A 16,711-nucleotide genomic window follows, 5' to 3' on the forward strand; every position below is an offset into this window, starting at 1 on the left:
AATGTAAGTTTAGGAGAAAAAGATGTTTCTGATCGAATTAATCAAAGCGATCCTTTTTGGGATTGTCGAGGGGATTACAGAATGGCTACCGATCTCAAGTACAGGTCACTTGATTCTACTACAGGATTTTGTGCAGTTTAAAAACCAAGATCCAGCCTTTATGGAGATGTTCAATGTTGTGATCCAATTGGGTGCGATCCTAGCGGTTGTGGTAATTTATTTTGATAAATTATATCCGTTTAAACCAGGGAAATCAGCAGTAGAAGTGCGTCGGACCTGGCAGTTATGGGCAAAAGTTGCAGTTGCAACCCTCCCGCTTGTCTTTGTTTTTAAATTAGATGATTGGTTTGAGGCGCATTTCCACAATTCGATTTCCGTTGCAATTATGTTGATTACCTACGGGATTGCCTTTATCTATTTGGAAAGACGGGAACAGGTCGAACCTGCAGTGACAGAGTTGCATAAGTTACCTTATCGAACAGCTCTTTATATCGGACTTTTCCAAGTCTTATCGCTATTTCCAGGTACAAGCCGTTCAGGTGCTACGATTGTAGGGGGCTTGATCAATGGTGTTAGCCGTCCAGTGGTGACAGAGTTTACCTTTTATCTGGGTATCCCGGCTATGTTTGGGGCTAGTCTCTTAAAGGTTGGGAAATTCGCTCTTGGCGGGCATTCACTTGCACTAGGGCAACTTTTTATTCTACTGGTAGCGATGGGAGTGGCATTCGTAGTCAGCATGTACGCCATCCGCTTCTTGACAGATTATGTGAAAAATCATGATTTCACCGTCTTTGGGAAATACCGTATTGTTCTTGGTTCCATCTTGTTATTGTATGGCCTCTTCCGTGTTATTTTCTAAGAGAACGGTTGAACTCGATCAAATTGTTTATTGAGGTTGGAGACTTTTGTCCTGACCTCTTTTCTATGCATCCTTTTTTTGAATTCTATCCATTTTTTTAGTATAATAGTAAGACTAGAAGTATGAGGTTATGCTATGAAGATGAAGCAAATTAGTGATTCAACAATTAAGATCACGATCCAACTAGAAGACTTAGAAGAACGCGGGATGGAAATTGCTGATTTTCTTGTCCCACAAGAAAAAACAGAAGAATTTTTCTATGCCATTTTGGATGAACTCGAAATGCCAGAAAGCTTCCTGGATAGCGGGATGCTGAGTTTTCGCGTGACACCAAAACCAGATAAATTGGATGTTTTTGTTACCAAATCAAAAATTGATCAACAATTGGATTTTGAGGATTTGTCAGATCTTCCTGATATGGAAGAATTGTCGCGCATGACGCCAGATGAATTTATCAAAACCCTGGAAAAAACAATCTCTGATAAGACAAAAGGGGATGCAGAAGCCATTCACCATTTGGAACAAGAAGAGTTGCGGGACAATCAAGAACAAGATCCGACACCTGAAGCACCAGTAAGTCAGTATATTTATTACATTTTGCGTTTTTCAAATATCCAGCAAGCAGTTGCCTTTTCAAAAACGGTAAGCTTCCCAGTGGATACTTCTGAATTATACAAAATGGAGTCAGATTATTATTTAACTGTCTTGATCGATACAGAGGATCAACCAAATCAATATCCAACCTGGTTGCTTGCCATCATTCGGGAGTATGCGGATGATTCAGAAGTGACACGGGCCGTTCTGCAGGAACATGGTCACTTACTAATGTTGTCTGGGGCGATTGAGAATTTGAAGAAAGTTGCTAGCTTATGATGTCCTTTTCCTTGCAATTTGTTCTGGTGCTGATTGGGACTTTTATGATTGCCTTGGTATTGACGCCCTTGGTTCGCTTGTTCTCCTTTAAGATTGATGCCGTAGATTATCCGAATGCGCGTCGGATCAATACCAAGCCCATGCCAAGCGCGGGTGGACTGGCTATCGTGATTGCTTTTTCAATTGCGACTCTCGTGTTTATTCCTATGCTGACATCCACCACCGCACCAATCAAAAGTTACCTATCCTATACCTTGCCGGTCGTAGGAGCGGGATGGATTATCGCTCTTACAGGCTTGATCGATGATGTAAAAGAGTTGTCAGCCAAGAAAAAGATGATCGGTATCCTGCTGGCAGCGAGTCTGGTCTGGTTTTTGACAGATTTTCGGCTGAATGATTTCAAGATTCCGTTCGGTGGTCCCTTACTTCATTTTGAACCATGGCTATCGTATCTTTTGACAGTGATTTGGATTGTTGCCATTACCAATGCAGTCAATCTGATTGATGGATTAGATGGCTTGGTGAGTGGGGTCTCTATTATTTCCCTAGTGACAATGGGGATTGTGTCCTATTTCTTTCTACCAGTCCCCAATCTCTTTCTGACCATGACCATCTTTGTCTTGGTTGCGTCCATCGCAGGTTTCTTTCCCTTTAACTACCATCCAGCCATTCTCTATCTAGGAGACACCGGTGCCTTGTTTATCGGATTCATGATTTCTGTCTTGTCCTTGCAAGGTTTGAAAAATGCGACAGCTGTTGCGGTAGTCACACCAATGATTATCCTCGGAGTACCGATTACAGATACCTTTTTAGCCATTATCCGTCGGACCCTATCTGGTCAAAAATTTTATAAACCGGATCGCAATCACTTGCACCACCGACTTCTTTCTCTGGGCTTGACACATCGGGGAACTGTACTTGTGATCTATGGGATTTCGATGATTTTCTCCTTGATTTCTCTCTTGCTCAACATCTCGAGTCGCATTGGGGGTGTCCTACTTGTGATCGGGCTCTTGTTTGGAGTAGAGTTGTTAGCAGAATTGATTGGGGTTTTAGGGCCACATCATAGTCCTTTGTTAAATGTTCTGCGCTATATAGGGAATTCTTCCTACCGGGAGGAAGTTCGTCAAAAACGAAAAGAAAAAACTAAATAAGAATAGTTCTAATCAAAAGAAAAGCCATTTAGGCTTTTTTTTGATATACTTGAAAGGTAAAAAAATACTTTGTGATGAAGGAATCGATGCTTTGAGAACCTTCTAGACTTCAAAGTAAAAAGAAAGGGAATGCAATGTCGACATTAGAAATTAAAGACCTTCACGTTGAAATTGAAGGCAAAGAAATTTTAAAAGGTGTAAACCTGACCCTAAAAACTGGTGAGATCGCAGCCATCATGGGACCAAACGGAACAGGGAAATCTACTCTGTCAGCTGCCATTATGGGAAACCCAAATTATGAAGTAACCAAAGGGGAGATTCTGTTTGATGGTGTCAACATCTTAGAATTGGAAGTGGACGAACGTGCACGGATGGGCTTGTTCCTTGCCATGCAATACCCTTCAGAAATCCCAGGAATTACCAATGCAGAATTTTTACGTGCAGCCATGAATGCTGGTAAAGAAGAGGACGAGAAGATCTCTATTCGTGATTTCATCAAAAAATTGGATGAAAAGATGGAACTGCTCAACATGAAAGAAGAAATGGCAGAACGCTACCTCAATGAAGGATTCTCTGGTGGTGAGAAAAAACGGAATGAAATCCTTCAATTATTGATGTTGGAGCCAACATTTGCTCTTTTGGATGAAATTGATTCTGGTTTGGATATTGATGCTCTTAAGGTCGTATCTAAAGGGGTTAATGCGATGCGGGGTGAAGGTTTTGGAGCGATGATCATCACCCACTACCAACGTTTGTTGAACTATATTACTCCTGACGTCGTTCATGTGATGATGGAAGGTCGTGTTGTGCTTTCAGGTGGACCAGAATTGGCTGCACGCTTGGAACGTGAAGGCTATGCCCAACTCGCAGAAGAACTCGGTTACGACTATAAAGAAGAACTATAACCTGATGACAAGTGATCTAATGTTGTCATAAAATCAAACAGATAGTATCTTTATTAGGAGAAAAAAATGAGTATTGAAAATATTACCCTCTTTTCGGAACTGCATGCTGAGCCAAGCTGGCTGCAAGATTTACGAAAAAAAGCTTTTGACAAGATCGATCAGTTGGAATTGCCAGCCATTGAACGCGTCAAATTTCACCGCTGGAACCTTGGGGATGGGACGATCACAGAAAGTGAGGCTTCTGCCAATGTTCCCGATTTTACAGCCCTCGATTCAAACTTAAAATTGGTCCAAGTTGGAACTCAGACTGTTTTTGAACAGGTGCCACAAGCCTTGGCAGACCAAGGAGTCCTTTTTACAGATTTCCATTCTGCCCTAGAAGAAATTCCGCAGGTGGTAGAAGACTACTTTATGTCTTCGGTTAAATACGATGATGATAAACTAGCAGCATACCACACAGCTTATTTTAATAGTGGGGCTGTCCTCTATATTCCAGATAACGTCGAAATTTCAGAACCAATCGAAGGCATTTTCTACCAGGATAGTGATAGTGATGTACCTTTTAATAAACACATTTTGATTATTGCAGGCAAAAACAGCAAGTTTAGCTATTTGGAACGCCTAGAATCAAAAGGTGATGGCTCAGCAACAGCAACTGCTAATGTGACGGTTGAGGTGATTGCCCGCTCAGGTGCCCAAGTGAAATTTGCGGCGATTGACCGTCTGGGTGAAAATGTCACAGCCTACATCAGTCGACGTGGAAAACTAGGTCAGGATACCAGCATTGATTGGGCTATCGGTGTTATGAACGAAGGCAACGTGGTTGCAGATTTTGACAGTGACTTGGTTGGAAACGGAAGTCATGCAGATTTGAAAGTCGTTGCCTTATCAAGCGGTCGTCAGGTGCAAGGAATTGACACCCGCGTGACCAACTTTGGTTGCAACTCGATCGGAAATATCTTGCAACACGGGGTTATTCTTGAAAAAGGAACCTTGACCTTCAACGGAATTGGTCATATTATCAAGGGGGCTAAAGGAGCTGATGCTCAGCAAGAAAGCCGTGTTTTGATGTTATCGGACCAAGCGCGTTCAGATGCCAACCCAATCCTCTTGATTGATGAAAATGACGTTACAGCAGGCCATGCTGCATCGATCGGTCAAGTGGACCCAGAAGATATGTATTACCTCATGAGTCGTGGTCTGGATCAACACACAGCAGAACGCTTAGTGGTGCGTGGTTTCTTGGGATCTGTTATTGTTGAAATCCCAGTTAAAGAAGTACGTGATGAAATGATTGCTACCATCGAAGAAAAGTTATCTCAACGCTAAGGAGAAACAATGCTAGATAAAAATACGATTGCTCAAGATTTTCCCATTCTCGATCAACTAGTTCACGATGAGCCTTTGGTTTATCTAGATAATGCAGCGACGACGCAAAAACCTAAACGTGTTCTTGAAGCAGTTAATCACTATTATTTGCAAGATAACGCCAATGTTCATCGTGGAGTCCATACTTTGGCTGAACGAGCGACAGCAGCCTATGAGGCAGCGCGTGAGAAAGTCAGAAAATTTATCAATGCTTCATCAACCAAGGAAGTGCTCTTTACAAGAGGGACAACGACCGGACTCAACTGGGTAGCCCGCTACGCAGAAGAAGTCCTAAAGGAAGGGGATGAGGTCCTGATTTCCATCATGGAACATCACTCCAATATCATTCCTTGGCAGCAAGCCTGCAAGAAGACGGGAGCAAAACTGGTCTATGTCTATCTAAAAGATGGCTTACTGGATATGCAGGACTTAAAGAGCAAGCTTAGTGAGAAGACAAAATTTGTCTCCATCACCCATGCTTCGAATGTCTTAGGGGTGGTCAATCCGATCAAGGAAATTGCTCGATTAGCTCATGAAGTTGGAGCGATCATGGTCGTAGATGGGGCTCAATCAACCCCTCATATGGCCATTGATGTACAAGACTTAGATGCGGATTTCTTTGCTTTTTCTGGCCACAAGATGGCTGCACCAACAGGGATTGGTGTCCTCTATGGGAAGGAAGAAATCTTAGAGCAAATGTCTCCGATCGAGTTTGGGGGCGAGATGATTGACTTTGTTTACGAACAATCTGCCTCTTGGAAGGAATTGCCTTGGAAATTTGAAGCTGGAACACCTAATATGGCGGGAGCAATTGGTCTTGGTGCAGCAATCGATTACTTAGAAGAGCTGGGTATGGACCAGGTAGAAGCGCATGAGCAAAAACTGATTGCCTATGTGTTTCCAAAATTACAGGCTATCGAAGGCTTGACCATCTATGGTTCCCAAGACTTAGCCCAACGTTCTGGCGTCATTTCCTTTAATCTAGGAGATCTCCATCCGCATGACTTAGCAACAGCACTAGATTATGAAGGGATTGCCGTTCGTGCAGGTCACCACTGTGCACAACCGCTCCTTCAATACCTACAAGTCCCAGCGACAACGAGAGCAAGTTTTTATATCTACAACACCAAAGCGGACTGTGATAAATTAATTGAGGCATTGATCAAAGCAAAGGAGTTTTTCAATGGCACTTTCTAAATTAGATTCGCTGTACATGGCGGTCGTAGCCGATCATTCAAAACACCCCCACCACCAAGGACAAATTGAAGATGTTGATCAGATCCAACTCAACAATCCAACTTGTGGAGATGTGATCCAGTTAAGTGTGAAATTTGATGAGAATGACAGGGTGGAAGATATTGCCTTTGTGAATTCAGGCTGTACGATCTCAACGGCTTCAGCTAGTATGATGACAGATGCTGTAATGGGAAAAACAAAAGAGGAAGTCGAAGAATTGGCACAGGTCTTTTCAGAAATGGTCCAAGGCCAGTCAGATCCTCGCCAAGAGGAATTAGGAGACGCAGCCTTCTTATCTGGAGTCTCAAAATTCCCACAACGGATTAAATGTGCGACCCTCTCCTGGAATGCTCTCAAAAAAGCGATCGAACGTAGCAAATAATTAAAAGAAGAAACAGAGAAAGAAAGGAAATTATGGCTGAAGAAAGAGTCGAACCGAAACCAATTGATCTCGGTGAATATAAATTTGGATTTCACGATGACGTTCAACCCATTCTCTCTACCGGGAAGGGATTGAATGAAGCGGTTATTCGTGAATTGTCTGCAGCAAAAAATGAACCAGAATGGATGCTAGAATTCCGTTTGAAATCTTTTGAAACCTTCAAAAAGATGCCCATGCAAACCTGGGGAGCCGATCTATCAGAAATTGACTTTGATGATTTGATCTATTATCAAAAACCTTCGGATAAACCTGCCCGTTCATGGGACGAAGTTCCAGAGAAAATCAAAGAAACCTTTGAGCGTATCGGAATTCCTGAAGCAGAACGTGCTTACTTAGCAGGGGCTTCTGCTCAGTATGAATCAGAAGTGGTTTACCACAATATGAAAGAAGAGTTTGAAAAGTTGGGGATTATCTTTACCGATACTGATTCTGCCCTAAAAGAATATCCAGATCTTTTCAAACAGTACTTTGCGAAGTTGGTACCGCCAACGGATAACAAATTGGCTGCCCTCAACTCAGCAGTCTGGTCTGGTGGAACCTTCATTTATGTACCAAAAGGCGTAAAAGTAGACGTTCCCCTTCAAACTTACTTCCGTATCAACAATGAAAATACAGGTCAGTTTGAGCGCACGTTGATTATCGTGGATGAGGGAGCAAGTGTTCACTATGTAGAAGGCTGTACAGCGCCGACCTACTCAAGCAATAGCCTCCATGCAGCGATTGTTGAGATCTTTGCCTTGGATGGTGCTTATATGCGCTACACGACCATTCAAAACTGGTCAGACAATGTCTACAACTTGGTTACCAAGCGGGCCAAAGCTCAAAAAGATGCCACAGTTGAGTGGATCGACGGGAACTTAGGAGCGAAGACAACCATGAAGTACCCATCTGTTTATCTGGATGGAGAAGGAGCGCGTGGGACCATGTTGTCCATTGCCTTCGCGAATACAGGTCAACACCAAGATACAGGTGCCAAGATGATCCACAATGCACCCCACACTAGCTCGTCTATCGTATCCAAATCCATCGCGAAGGGTGGTGGAAAGGTAGACTACCGTGGACAAGTTACCTTTAACAAAAATTCCAAGAAGTCAGTTTCTCACATCGAGTGTGACACCATTATCATGGATGATTTATCTGCATCAGATACGATTCCATTTAATGAAATCCACAACTCACAAGTTGCTTTGGAGCACGAAGCTAAAGTTTCAAAAATCTCAGAAGAGCAACTTTATTATTTGATGAGTCGTGGTCTGTCTGAATCAGAAGCGACAGAAATGATTGTCATGGGATTTGTAGAACCCTTTACAAAAGAACTTCCAATGGAATATGCTGTTGAGTTAAACCGACTCATTAGCTACGAAATGGAAGGATCTGTAGGATAATTCATTTTCATCAATCAAAAATCACAATGGACCTGACTCCATTGTGATTTTTTGCTTATAATTTTTCGTTGACATAACGGACGAATTCATTCCACCAAACCTTTAAGAAAAAGCTTTTCTCAACGGTTCTTCCTGCTACCATATCGACTGTTGGTTCTTGATCTTCTAAGTAGCCACGTCCGATTTTATCTGGATCAGTGTAGTGTAATTTTCCAAGACTTGTGCCTGATTTGACAGGTGCTCGGAATGATTCTTGGTTACTCTTGAATTGTATTTTTGGTTCCGCTTGATTGCCTTGCTTTTCGACGATATAGAAGTCTTTTTTTGCAACAGCTAAAACAGTCTCGGACTTCCCATCCATGATAGTTGCCTTACTTTTTCCGTAGGGATCTCCTTCTTTGACGACAATGGAAGGAACAAAGGTTCGTACCACGTAGTTCATCAGAGAAGAAGTAGCCACAAAGCGGGCATAAGGATCTCCGTCAACCGCATCCACCCCTAGAACGACCGTTATCATGTGGATCCCATTTTGCGTCGTTGATGCAGCAAAGGTGATACCGCCCTTGTTAGAGTTGCTAACCCGAAGGCCGTCGACGCCTGAACGGTAATTCGGCATGCCTTCTAGCATCAGGTTGGGGTTTTCAATCTGCGTGTTTGAAAAAAGAGCAGTGGGCTTTGAAGTATATTTGGTCACTTCAGGAAAATCCTGGAGTAAGTGCTTGGCAATAACAGCAATATCATAAGCACTCAATTGATTTTCGTCTTCTTTCCCGTCAGGATCTCCGCTAATGGTTTGAGTATTTAATCCGGTAGCATTGATTAAATGAGGAGATTGAATGCCCCATTCAGTAAGTTTTTGCTTCATTTTTTCAACGAAGCTTTTCTCAGAGCCACCCACTTTCTCAGCTAAGGCCAAGGCAGCAGTGCTAGAATTTCCAACTAAAAGAGCAGTCAATAACTGTTCAACCGTATATTGGTTCGCTTCCATAGGAAGAGTGCCAGCACCTTCGATATAATTTAAGGCTAGAGCTTTCTCAGACAGTTTGATAGGATCTTTCAGAGAAAGTTTTTTTTCATGAATGGCTTCGAAAATCAGATAAGTGGTTAAGAGTGTAGACAGTCCCCCCACATCTCGTTTTTTCTCCGAATCCTTTTCATATAAGATTTTACCTGTATCAGCTTCAACAGCAATGGCGCTTTGAGCAGGAAGATCTAACTCATCTGCCAGAACGACCTGATAAGGTAAACTGCATAACAGCAGCATGAAGGTTAAAAAAGAAAGAAAGAATTTTTTCACAGTTGTTTCCTCGTTACTTAGTCTTCTCTATTGTATCATACAAATGATTAATGGAAAATCGTAAAATCGTCAATTAGACTAAAAAGTCAGTCATAGCAAGGTTTTTTGATAGTGATAAAGCAAATATTCAGAAAATTTAGTTTACTTTTTTTTCTACTTGTGATATAATCTTAAACAAATCTAAAAAAACTATTGGAGAATTCCTATGAAAAAAGGTAAAGTATTCGCAGTTGCCGGAGTAACACTCCTTGCAGCTGGATTGTTAGCTGCATGTTCAGGATCAAACACAAGTAAATCAGGTTCTGGTTCAAACGAAGACAAAAACTATGGTTATGTCTACACTACTGACCCAACAACTTTGGACTATACTGTGTCTTCTAAATCTGCCACTCAAGACCTCACTACAAACATCGTAGACGGTTTGATGGAAAATGACAAGTATGGAAATCTTGTGCCATCACTTGCAGAAGATTGGTCTGTTTCAAAAGACGGTTTGACTTATACCTACAAGATTCGTAAGGGTGTTAAATGGTACGATGCAGACGGTGAAGAGCGTGGTGAAGTGACTGCCAAAGACTTCGTGACTGGTTTGAAACACGCTGCTGATAAAAAATCAGAAGAACTTCCATTAGTTCAAGGCTCAATCAAAGGCTTGGATGATTATGTGCAAGGAAAAACTACAGACTTCAGCCAAGTTGGTGTTAAAGCTGTTGATGATTACACACTTGAGTACACATTGAACAAACCTGAAACCTTCTGGAACTCTAAAACGACCAACGGAATCTTGTTCCCAATTAGCACAGATTTCTTGAAGAGTAAAGGCGATGATTTTGGTCAACCAAACGATGTGAAATCAGTCCTTGCAAACGGACCTTTCCTTCTTAAATCTATTACATCAAAATCATCTGTTGTATTTGAAAAGAATGACAACTACTGGGATAAGAAAAACGTTCACGTCAAGGAAGTGAAACTGACTTATTACGATGGATCAGATCAAGATTCATTGGCGCGTGGTTTCTCTGATGGAGCTTATACAGCTGCTCGTCTTTTCCCATCAAGCTCAAACTTTGCAACAGTAGAGAAAAAATACAAAGACAATATCTACAACACACCAGCTGGTTCAGGTGTAGCAATCCTTGGTTTCAATATCGATCGCCAATCATACAAACACACTGCTAAGAAATCAGATGCTGAAAAATCTTCTACTAAGAAAGCAATCTTAAACAAAGATTTCCGTCAAGCCATCACTTTTGCCTTGAACCGTGAAAACTACTCAGCACAAGTTAATGGTAAAGAATTTGCTAAACCAGCTATCCGTAATACATATGTTGCACCTGCATTCGTACAAGTAGATGGAAAAGACTTCGGAAATGTAGTTGCAGATAAGTTGACTACTTATGGAGACCAGTGGAAGGGTATCAACCTTGCAGATGGTCAAGATGGTCTTTACAACAAAGATAAAGCGAAAGCACAACTTGAAAAAGCCAAAGCTGAACTTCAAAAAGACGGCGTTCAATTCCCAATTCATATTGACGTTCCTGTTATTCAAAATGCAACAAGTGTAGTTACACGTATGCAATCATTGAAACAAACAGTGGAAGAAACTCTTGGTAAAGACAACGTAGTTGTTGACCTTCAAATGATGGACCAAGATGAAGTAATGAACCTTACTTTGAACGTACCATCAGCAGCAGATGCAGATTGGGACCTTCAAGGTATGGTCGGTTGGAACCCGGATTATCAAGATCCATCAACTTACCTTGACACTCTCCAACCATCTTCTGAAGACCAAACAAAAGTCTACCTTGGTTTTGCAGGTGGGGTAGATAACCCATCAGCAAAAGCTGTAGGTTTGGATGAGTTTGCAAAACTTCTTGATGATGCAAACAACGAAACACAAGATGTTGTAAAACGTTATGAAAAATATGCAGCGGCTCAAGCTTGGTTGACAGATAGCGCAATTGTAGTACCTACAATGTCATCATCAGGTGCAGCAACTGTCATCTCTAAAGTGGTACCATTCTCTGGTGCTTCAGCTCAAGCTGGTAACAAAGGATCAGCATACTTCAAATATGTAGAAGTTCAAGATGAACCAGTTACTAAGAAACAATACGAACAAGCACGTGAAAAATGGCAAAAAGAAAAAGCTGAGTCAAACAAAAAAGCTCAACAAGATCTTGAAAAACACGTTAAATAATTAAATTATTGCTTTTCATTAGAACTTTCTCTTCTAGGGGAGAAAGTTCTTTTGGACATTAAAGGAATGAAATATGAAAAAATATGTTTTTATGCGTATTTTGCGTTCGTTAGTGTCGATCTTCCTTGTGACGACATTGACCTACATGATTATCTATACGCTAACACCGAGAAATCTCATCTTTAAAAATGACCCCAACTACAATAAAGTAGCGAAGACAAAAGATTCGAAGATCAACTACGAAAATACTGTCTACGATCGCATGGGTTATTTGGAATACATGGATTCAAAGAGCTTGCAACAAAAAGCAAGTAAAGAAGATTCTTCCGTAACAGTTGATGCGACAACTGCTAATGAAAAGATCTATAAGGAATACATTAACAAATTAGGTCATGGTTGGCAGTTGAAACGTTTCCCAGAAAGTAAGTCTTTTTATGCGGTACGTGAAATTCCGGTTTTTGAACGTGTCATCAGCTTCTATGCGAATTTGATTCAGTTTGATCATCCAGGTTGGGTGAAAGATGCCTCAAATCCAAATCTCAAACGCTATATCCGTATTGAAAATGATCCATCTATTGGTTGGTCAGTTGTAGGTTCTGGTACGAAACACAAATACCTCTTGTACTTTAATGGTCAATTCCCATATGTACACCAAAACTTTGTAACCTTAAACCTTGGAAATTCATATCCAACTTATTCAAATACCCCTGTTCTTCAAGTAATTACCCAAGGACAAGGAACGACTAAGAAGAGTGAAGTGAACTTCCCAACAGGTAAAAAGACATCTTCAATCGATATCTACTCACGTACCTACAAATCTCCAAGCAAGGCAGACTCACAAGACATCAGTCGATTTGGTAAAGGGGATGCGTATACAGCAACGTTGAGTAACTATGAAAATCCATCCATGATTGCATCTTCTTCAATCATTGGTTTGATTGGTATTGCGATTGCTTACTTGATTGCGATCCCATTAGGATCTTACATGGCTCTGTTCAAGAACTCATGGTTTGATAGCATCTCGACAGCTGTTTTGACATTTATGATGTCTCTTCCAACTATTGCCCTTGTTTACATTGTGCGTCTAACAGGTTCTTTCTTTGGACTTCCAGACTCATTTCCAGTTCTTGGAGCACAGGATTGGCGTTCATATGTATTGCCTTCTCTGATTCTTGGTTTGTTGAGTGCGCCATTTATAGCAGTTTGGATTCGTCGTTACATGATCGATATCCACTCGCAAGATTTCGTCCGTTTTGCTCGTTCAAAAGGATTGTCAGAACGTGAGATTTCAAGAAAACACATCTTCAAAAATGCAATGGTCCCATTGGTGTCTGGTATTCCAGGTGCTATTATTGGAGTTATCTCAGGTGCGACACTTACTGAAACAGTCTTCGCTTTCCCAGGTATGGGTAAAATGTTGATTGACTCTATTAAAGCATCAAACAACACCATGGTCATCGGACTTGTCTTCATTTTCACATCGCTTGGTATCTTTGCTGCCATGTTAGGTGATATCTTGATGACAGTACTTGACCCACGGATTAAATTAACGAATACGAAAGGAGGCAAATAATGGCTACAATCGATAAAAATAAATTTCAGTTTGTAAAACGCGATGACTTTGCCTCTGAAGTAATCGATGCTCCAGCGTATTCATACTGGAAATCAGTATTCAGGCAATTCTTGAAAAAAAGAACCACTATCATTATGCTTGCTATTTTGATTGGAATTCTTTTGATGAGTTTTGTCTATCCTATGTTTTCAAATTTTGATTACAACGACGTAAGTAAGGTAAATGACTTTTCAGCACGTTTGAATCCACCAAGTGGGAAAGCGCTATTTGGTACAGATAATAACGGTAAATCCCTCTTTGATGGAGTTTGGTTTGGTGCTCGGAATTCAATTATCATTTCCTTCATCGCAACGGTTATTAACGTGGTAGTCGGAGTTATCGTTGGTGGAATTTGGGGGATCTCAAAATCCATCGACCGTATCATGATGGAAGTTTATAACGTTATTTCTAACATTCCATTTATGTTGATCGTTATCGTCTTGACTTACTCAATGGGATCTGGTTTCTGGAACTTGATTCTTGCCATGTCCTTAACCGGATGGATCGGAATTGCCTATACCATTCGTGTCCAAATCATGCGTTACCGTGATTTGGAGTACAACCTTGCCAGTCGAACATTAGGAACACCAACTTTGAAAATTGTTACGAAAAACATTTTGCCTCAGTTGGTATCTGTAATAGTGACACAAACATCACAATTACTTCCAAGCTTTATTTCTTACGAAGCCTTCCTTTCCTTCTTCGGGCTTGGTCTTCCAATCACCGTTCCAAGTTTGGGACGTTTGATTTCTGACTATTCTCAAAACGTAACTACCAATGCCTACCTATTCTGGATTCCGCTTACTGTTTTGATTTTAGTATCCTTGTCATTCTTTATCGTCGGACAAAACTTGGCCGATGCCAGCGACCCACGTACACATAGATAGGAGGAGTAGATATGACATCAAATAACAATATTATTTTATCTGCTCAAGATATCGTAGTGGAATTTGACGTGCGCGATCGCGTATTGACAGCGATTCGTGGCGTATCGCTTGAGCTAGTAGAAGGTGAAGTTCTTGCCTTGGTTGGTGAGTCAGGTTCAGGGAAATCAGTTTTGACAAAGACGTTCACCGGAATGTTAGAAGATAATGGCCGTATTGCCCAAGGCTCGATTAAATACCGTGGTCAAGAATTGACAGATTTGAAATCGAATAAAGATTGGGAAAATATTCGTGGATCTAAGATCGCTACAATTTTTCAAGACCCAATGACAAGTTTGGACCCAATCAACACAATTGGTTCACAAATTACAGAAGTCATTATCAAACACCAAGGGAAAACAGCTAAAGAAGCTAAAGAAATGGCTTTGGACTATATGGAGAAAGTTGGAATTCCAGATGCGGAACGTCGTTTTGATGAGTATCCATTCCAATATTCAGGTGGGATGCGTCAACGGATCGTTATTGCCATCGCCTTGGCCTGCCGTCCAGATATCTTAATCTGTGACGAACCAACAACAGCCCTAGACGTAACCATTCAAGCGCAAATCATTGATTTGTTGAAATCCCTTCAAAAAGAATACCAATTTACAGTTATCTTTATCACCCACGACTTAGGTGTGGTTGCAAGTATTGCAGATAAAGTAGCCGTTATGTATGCTGGAGAAATTGTTGAGTTTGGTAAAGTAGAAGAAATTTTCTACGATCCAAAACATCCATACACATGGAGCTTGCTTTCAAGCTTGCCTCAATTGTCAACCTCAGATGGTGATCTTTACTCTATTCCAGGAACTCCGCCATCATTGTATGCTCCAATCAAAGGAGATGCCTTCGCACTTCGTTCAGACTATGCAATGCAGATTGATTTTGAAGAAGAGGCACCTGCTTTCAAAGTAACCGATACTCACTGGGCTAAGACATGGTTGCTCCATCCAGATGCACCAACAGTTCATAAACCAGAAGTAATCGAAAACCTTCACGAAAAGATTGGCTCAAAAATGGGCTTCACTCACATTACAGAATAGGAGGAAGGAAATGACTGAAAAATTAGTTGAAATTAAAGATTTAGAAATTTCCTTCGGTGAAGGAAGTAAAAAATTCGTTGCTGTAAAGAATGCCAATTTCTTCATTAATAAGGGAGAAACTTTCTCTCTTGTTGGTGAATCAGGAAGTGGGAAGACGACAATTGGACGTGCTATCATCGGTTTGAATGATACAAGTGCTGGAGAAATTATTTATGACGGTCGCAAGATCAACGGAAAAAACTCTCATAGTGAAAAATCAGAGTTGATCCGTAAAATTCAAATGATCTTCCAAGACCCAGCAGCAAGTTTGAATGAACGTGCAACAGTTGATTATATTATCTCTGAAGGTTTGATCAACCACCATTTGTTTAACAGCGAAGAAGAACGTCAGGAAAAAGTAAAAAATATTATGCATGAAGTTGGGCTTCTAGCAGAACATTTGACACGTTATCCTCACGAATTCTCAGGTGGTCAACGTCAACGGATCGGTATTGCCCGTGCACTTGTCATGGAACCGGAATTTGTCATTGCGGATGAACCAATCTCAGCCCTTGACGTTTCAGTACGTGCGCAGGTCTTGAACCTTTTGAAAAAATTCCAAAGAGAATTAGGCTTGACCTACCTCTTTATCGCCCATGACTTGTCAGTTGTGCGCTTCATTTCTGACCGTATTGCAGTTATCTATAAAGGGGTTATTGTAGAAGTAGCAGAAACTGAAGAGCTATTTAACCACCCAATCCATCCATACACCCAATCCCTGCTTTCAGCGGTCCCAATTCCAGATCCAATTCTAGAACGTAAAAAAGTTCTAAAAATCTACGATCCAGAACAACATGATTACTCTGAAGATAAACCACAAATGGTTGAAATTAAACCAGGTCATTATGTATGGGCTAACAAAGCTGAAGAAAACAAATACAGACAAGAATATAAATAGAGAGGATTCCCTCTCTATTTTTTTATTTCAAAAAAACTTTCAAAAAAATAAAATTTTTTGGAAAAAAGTGTTGACAGTAAGGAGAGGTCATGATATACTAATATAGTTGTCGCGCGAGAGCGACAAAGACCTTTGAAAACTGAACAAGACGAACCAATGTGCAGGGCGCTATAACTAAGGTTATAGTAACTGAACAATAAAAAAACAATAAATCTGTCAGTGACAGAATGAGTTTAAGACAAACAATTATTTTAATGAGAGTTTGATCCTGGCTCAGGATGAACGCTGGCGGCGTGCCTAATACATGCAAGTAGAACGCTGAAGCTTGGTGCTTGCACCGAGCGGATGAGTTGCGAACGGGTGAGTAACGCGTAGGTAACCTGCCTGGTAGCGGGGGATAACTATTGGAAACGATAGCTAATACCGCATAACAGTCGACATTGCATGATGTTGATTTGAAAGGGGCAATTGCTCCACTAC

The 16,711-nt window shown here is 41.0% G+C and carries 14 protein-coding genes and 1 rRNA gene; 14 read left to right on the forward strand and 1 reads right to left on the reverse strand.

The genetic code is table 11. The features are described 5' to 3' along the window. The first annotated feature begins 22 nt into the window (after positions 1–22). From NML76_RS07165 to sufB, 8 genes are all read left to right on the forward strand, one after another. A complete protein-coding gene (locus tag NML76_RS07165; RefSeq protein ID WP_254733163.1) occupies positions 23–859 on the forward strand; it encodes an undecaprenyl-diphosphate phosphatase in 837 nt (278 codons plus the stop codon). A 135-nt stretch (positions 860–994) separates the two neighbouring features. After that, positions 995–1,732 (forward strand): adaptor protein MecA, encoded by a 738-nt coding sequence (gene mecA, locus NML76_RS07170; RefSeq protein WP_049485792.1) that lies wholly within the window; start codon positions 995–997, stop codon positions 1,730–1,732. After that, entirely contained in the window at positions 1,729–2,886 is a 1,158-nt protein-coding gene (locus tag NML76_RS07175) for a glycosyltransferase family 4 protein (protein ID WP_049485793.1), read from the forward strand. Before mecA ends, NML76_RS07175 begins: the two co-directional genes overlap by 4 nt. Before the next feature lie 134 nt (positions 2,887–3,020). After that, complete coding sequence (gene sufC, locus NML76_RS07180; RefSeq protein ID WP_003004238.1) at positions 3,021–3,791, forward strand: Fe-S cluster assembly ATPase SufC; 771 nt, start codon at positions 3,021–3,023, stop codon at positions 3,789–3,791. Positions 3,792–3,857: 66 nt separating this feature from the next. Continuing rightward, the gene (gene sufD, locus NML76_RS07185; RefSeq protein ID WP_254733165.1) at positions 3,858–5,120 is read left to right on the forward strand and encodes a Fe-S cluster assembly protein SufD; all 1,263 of its coding nucleotides are present in this window, start codon (positions 3,858–3,860) and stop codon (positions 5,118–5,120) included. Positions 5,121–5,129: 9 nt separating this feature from the next. After that, positions 5,130–6,356, forward strand: a complete 1,227-nt coding sequence (locus tag NML76_RS07190) for a cysteine desulfurase (RefSeq protein WP_254733167.1) — start codon at positions 5,130–5,132, stop codon at positions 6,354–6,356. After that, positions 6,343–6,777: a Fe-S cluster assembly sulfur transfer protein SufU gene (gene sufU / locus NML76_RS07195; protein WP_003010276.1), complete on the forward strand. Its 435-nt coding sequence runs from the start codon at positions 6,343–6,345 to the stop codon at positions 6,775–6,777. The genes NML76_RS07190 and sufU overlap by 14 nt, the downstream gene beginning before the upstream one ends. A gap of 32 nt (positions 6,778–6,809) precedes the next feature. Further along, on the forward strand, positions 6,810–8,222 hold the full coding sequence (gene sufB, locus NML76_RS07200; RefSeq protein WP_003004111.1) for a Fe-S cluster assembly protein SufB: 1,413 nt from the start codon (positions 6,810–6,812) through the stop codon (positions 8,220–8,222). 55 nt (positions 8,223–8,277) lie between these two features. Here the strand turns inward: sufB and NML76_RS07205 are convergent, their stop codons facing one another. Beyond that, positions 8,278–9,519 carry a serine hydrolase gene (locus NML76_RS07205; RefSeq protein ID WP_254733169.1) on the reverse strand — a complete coding sequence of 414 codons (1,242 nt, stop codon included), beginning with the start codon at positions 9,517–9,519 and terminating at the stop codon, positions 8,278–8,280. A gap of 205 nt (positions 9,520–9,724) precedes the next feature. Here NML76_RS07205 and NML76_RS07210 point away from each other — a divergent pair, with 205 nt between their 5' ends. From NML76_RS07210 to NML76_RS07235, 6 genes are all read left to right on the forward strand, one after another. After that, complete coding sequence (locus NML76_RS07210; RefSeq protein ID WP_254733171.1) at positions 9,725–11,716, forward strand: peptide ABC transporter substrate-binding protein; 1,992 nt, start codon at positions 9,725–9,727, stop codon at positions 11,714–11,716. 73 nt (positions 11,717–11,789) lie between these two features. Continuing rightward, positions 11,790–13,289 (forward strand): ABC transporter permease, encoded by a 1,500-nt coding sequence (locus NML76_RS07215; RefSeq protein ID WP_254733173.1) that lies wholly within the window; start codon positions 11,790–11,792, stop codon positions 13,287–13,289. Continuing rightward, positions 13,289–14,215, forward strand: a complete 927-nt coding sequence (oppC, locus tag NML76_RS07220) for an oligopeptide ABC transporter permease OppC (RefSeq protein ID WP_049475082.1) — start codon at positions 13,289–13,291, stop codon at positions 14,213–14,215. The genes NML76_RS07215 and oppC overlap by 1 nt, the downstream gene beginning before the upstream one ends. Positions 14,216–14,226: 11 nt before the next feature. Beyond that, a complete protein-coding gene (locus NML76_RS07225) occupies positions 14,227–15,294 on the forward strand; it encodes an ABC transporter ATP-binding protein (RefSeq protein WP_003004369.1) in 1,068 nt (355 codons plus the stop codon). Between the two features lie 10 nt (positions 15,295–15,304). After that, positions 15,305–16,231 carry an ATP-binding cassette domain-containing protein gene (locus NML76_RS07230; protein WP_003010296.1) on the forward strand — a complete coding sequence of 309 codons (927 nt, stop codon included), beginning with the start codon at positions 15,305–15,307 and terminating at the stop codon, positions 16,229–16,231. A gap of 250 nt (positions 16,232–16,481) precedes the next feature. Then, positions 16,482–16,711: ribosomal RNA gene (locus NML76_RS07235) — 16S ribosomal RNA — on the forward strand; the annotation flags it as partial.

The organism is Streptococcus sp. CF8_Ac1-9, assembly GCF_024295565.1.
In the GTDB taxonomy this organism is placed as follows: domain Bacteria; phylum Bacillota; class Bacilli; order Lactobacillales; family Streptococcaceae; genus Streptococcus; species Streptococcus parasanguinis_X.

Excerpts from the sequence above, each read along its gene's own strand:
- NML76_RS07190 (WP_254733167.1), top strand. The coding sequence starts at position 5,130 with ATGCTAGATAAAAATACGATTGCTCAAGATTTTCCCATTCTCGATCAA.
- mecA (WP_049485792.1), top strand. The coding sequence starts at position 995 with ATGAAGATGAAGCAAATTAGTGATTCAACAATTAAGATCACGATCCAA.
- sufB (WP_003004111.1), top strand. The coding sequence starts at position 6,810 with ATGGCTGAAGAAAGAGTCGAACCGAAACCAATTGATCTCGGTGAATAT.
- sufC (WP_003004238.1), top strand. The coding sequence starts at position 3,021 with ATGTCGACATTAGAAATTAAAGACCTTCACGTTGAAATTGAAGGCAAA.
- sufU (WP_003010276.1), top strand. The coding sequence starts at position 6,343 with ATGGCACTTTCTAAATTAGATTCGCTGTACATGGCGGTCGTAGCCGAT.
- NML76_RS07175 (WP_049485793.1), top strand. The coding sequence starts at position 1,729 with ATGATGTCCTTTTCCTTGCAATTTGTTCTGGTGCTGATTGGGACTTTT.
- oppC (WP_049475082.1), top strand. The coding sequence starts at position 13,289 with ATGGCTACAATCGATAAAAATAAATTTCAGTTTGTAAAACGCGATGAC.
- NML76_RS07230 (WP_003010296.1), top strand. The coding sequence starts at position 15,305 with ATGACTGAAAAATTAGTTGAAATTAAAGATTTAGAAATTTCCTTCGGT.
- NML76_RS07225 (WP_003004369.1), top strand. The coding sequence starts at position 14,227 with ATGACATCAAATAACAATATTATTTTATCTGCTCAAGATATCGTAGTG.
- NML76_RS07215 (WP_254733173.1), top strand. The coding sequence starts at position 11,790 with ATGAAAAAATATGTTTTTATGCGTATTTTGCGTTCGTTAGTGTCGATC.
- NML76_RS07210 (WP_254733171.1), top strand. The coding sequence starts at position 9,725 with ATGAAAAAAGGTAAAGTATTCGCAGTTGCCGGAGTAACACTCCTTGCA.
- NML76_RS07165 (WP_254733163.1), top strand. The coding sequence starts at position 23 with ATGTTTCTGATCGAATTAATCAAAGCGATCCTTTTTGGGATTGTCGAG.
- sufD (WP_254733165.1), top strand. The coding sequence starts at position 3,858 with ATGAGTATTGAAAATATTACCCTCTTTTCGGAACTGCATGCTGAGCCA.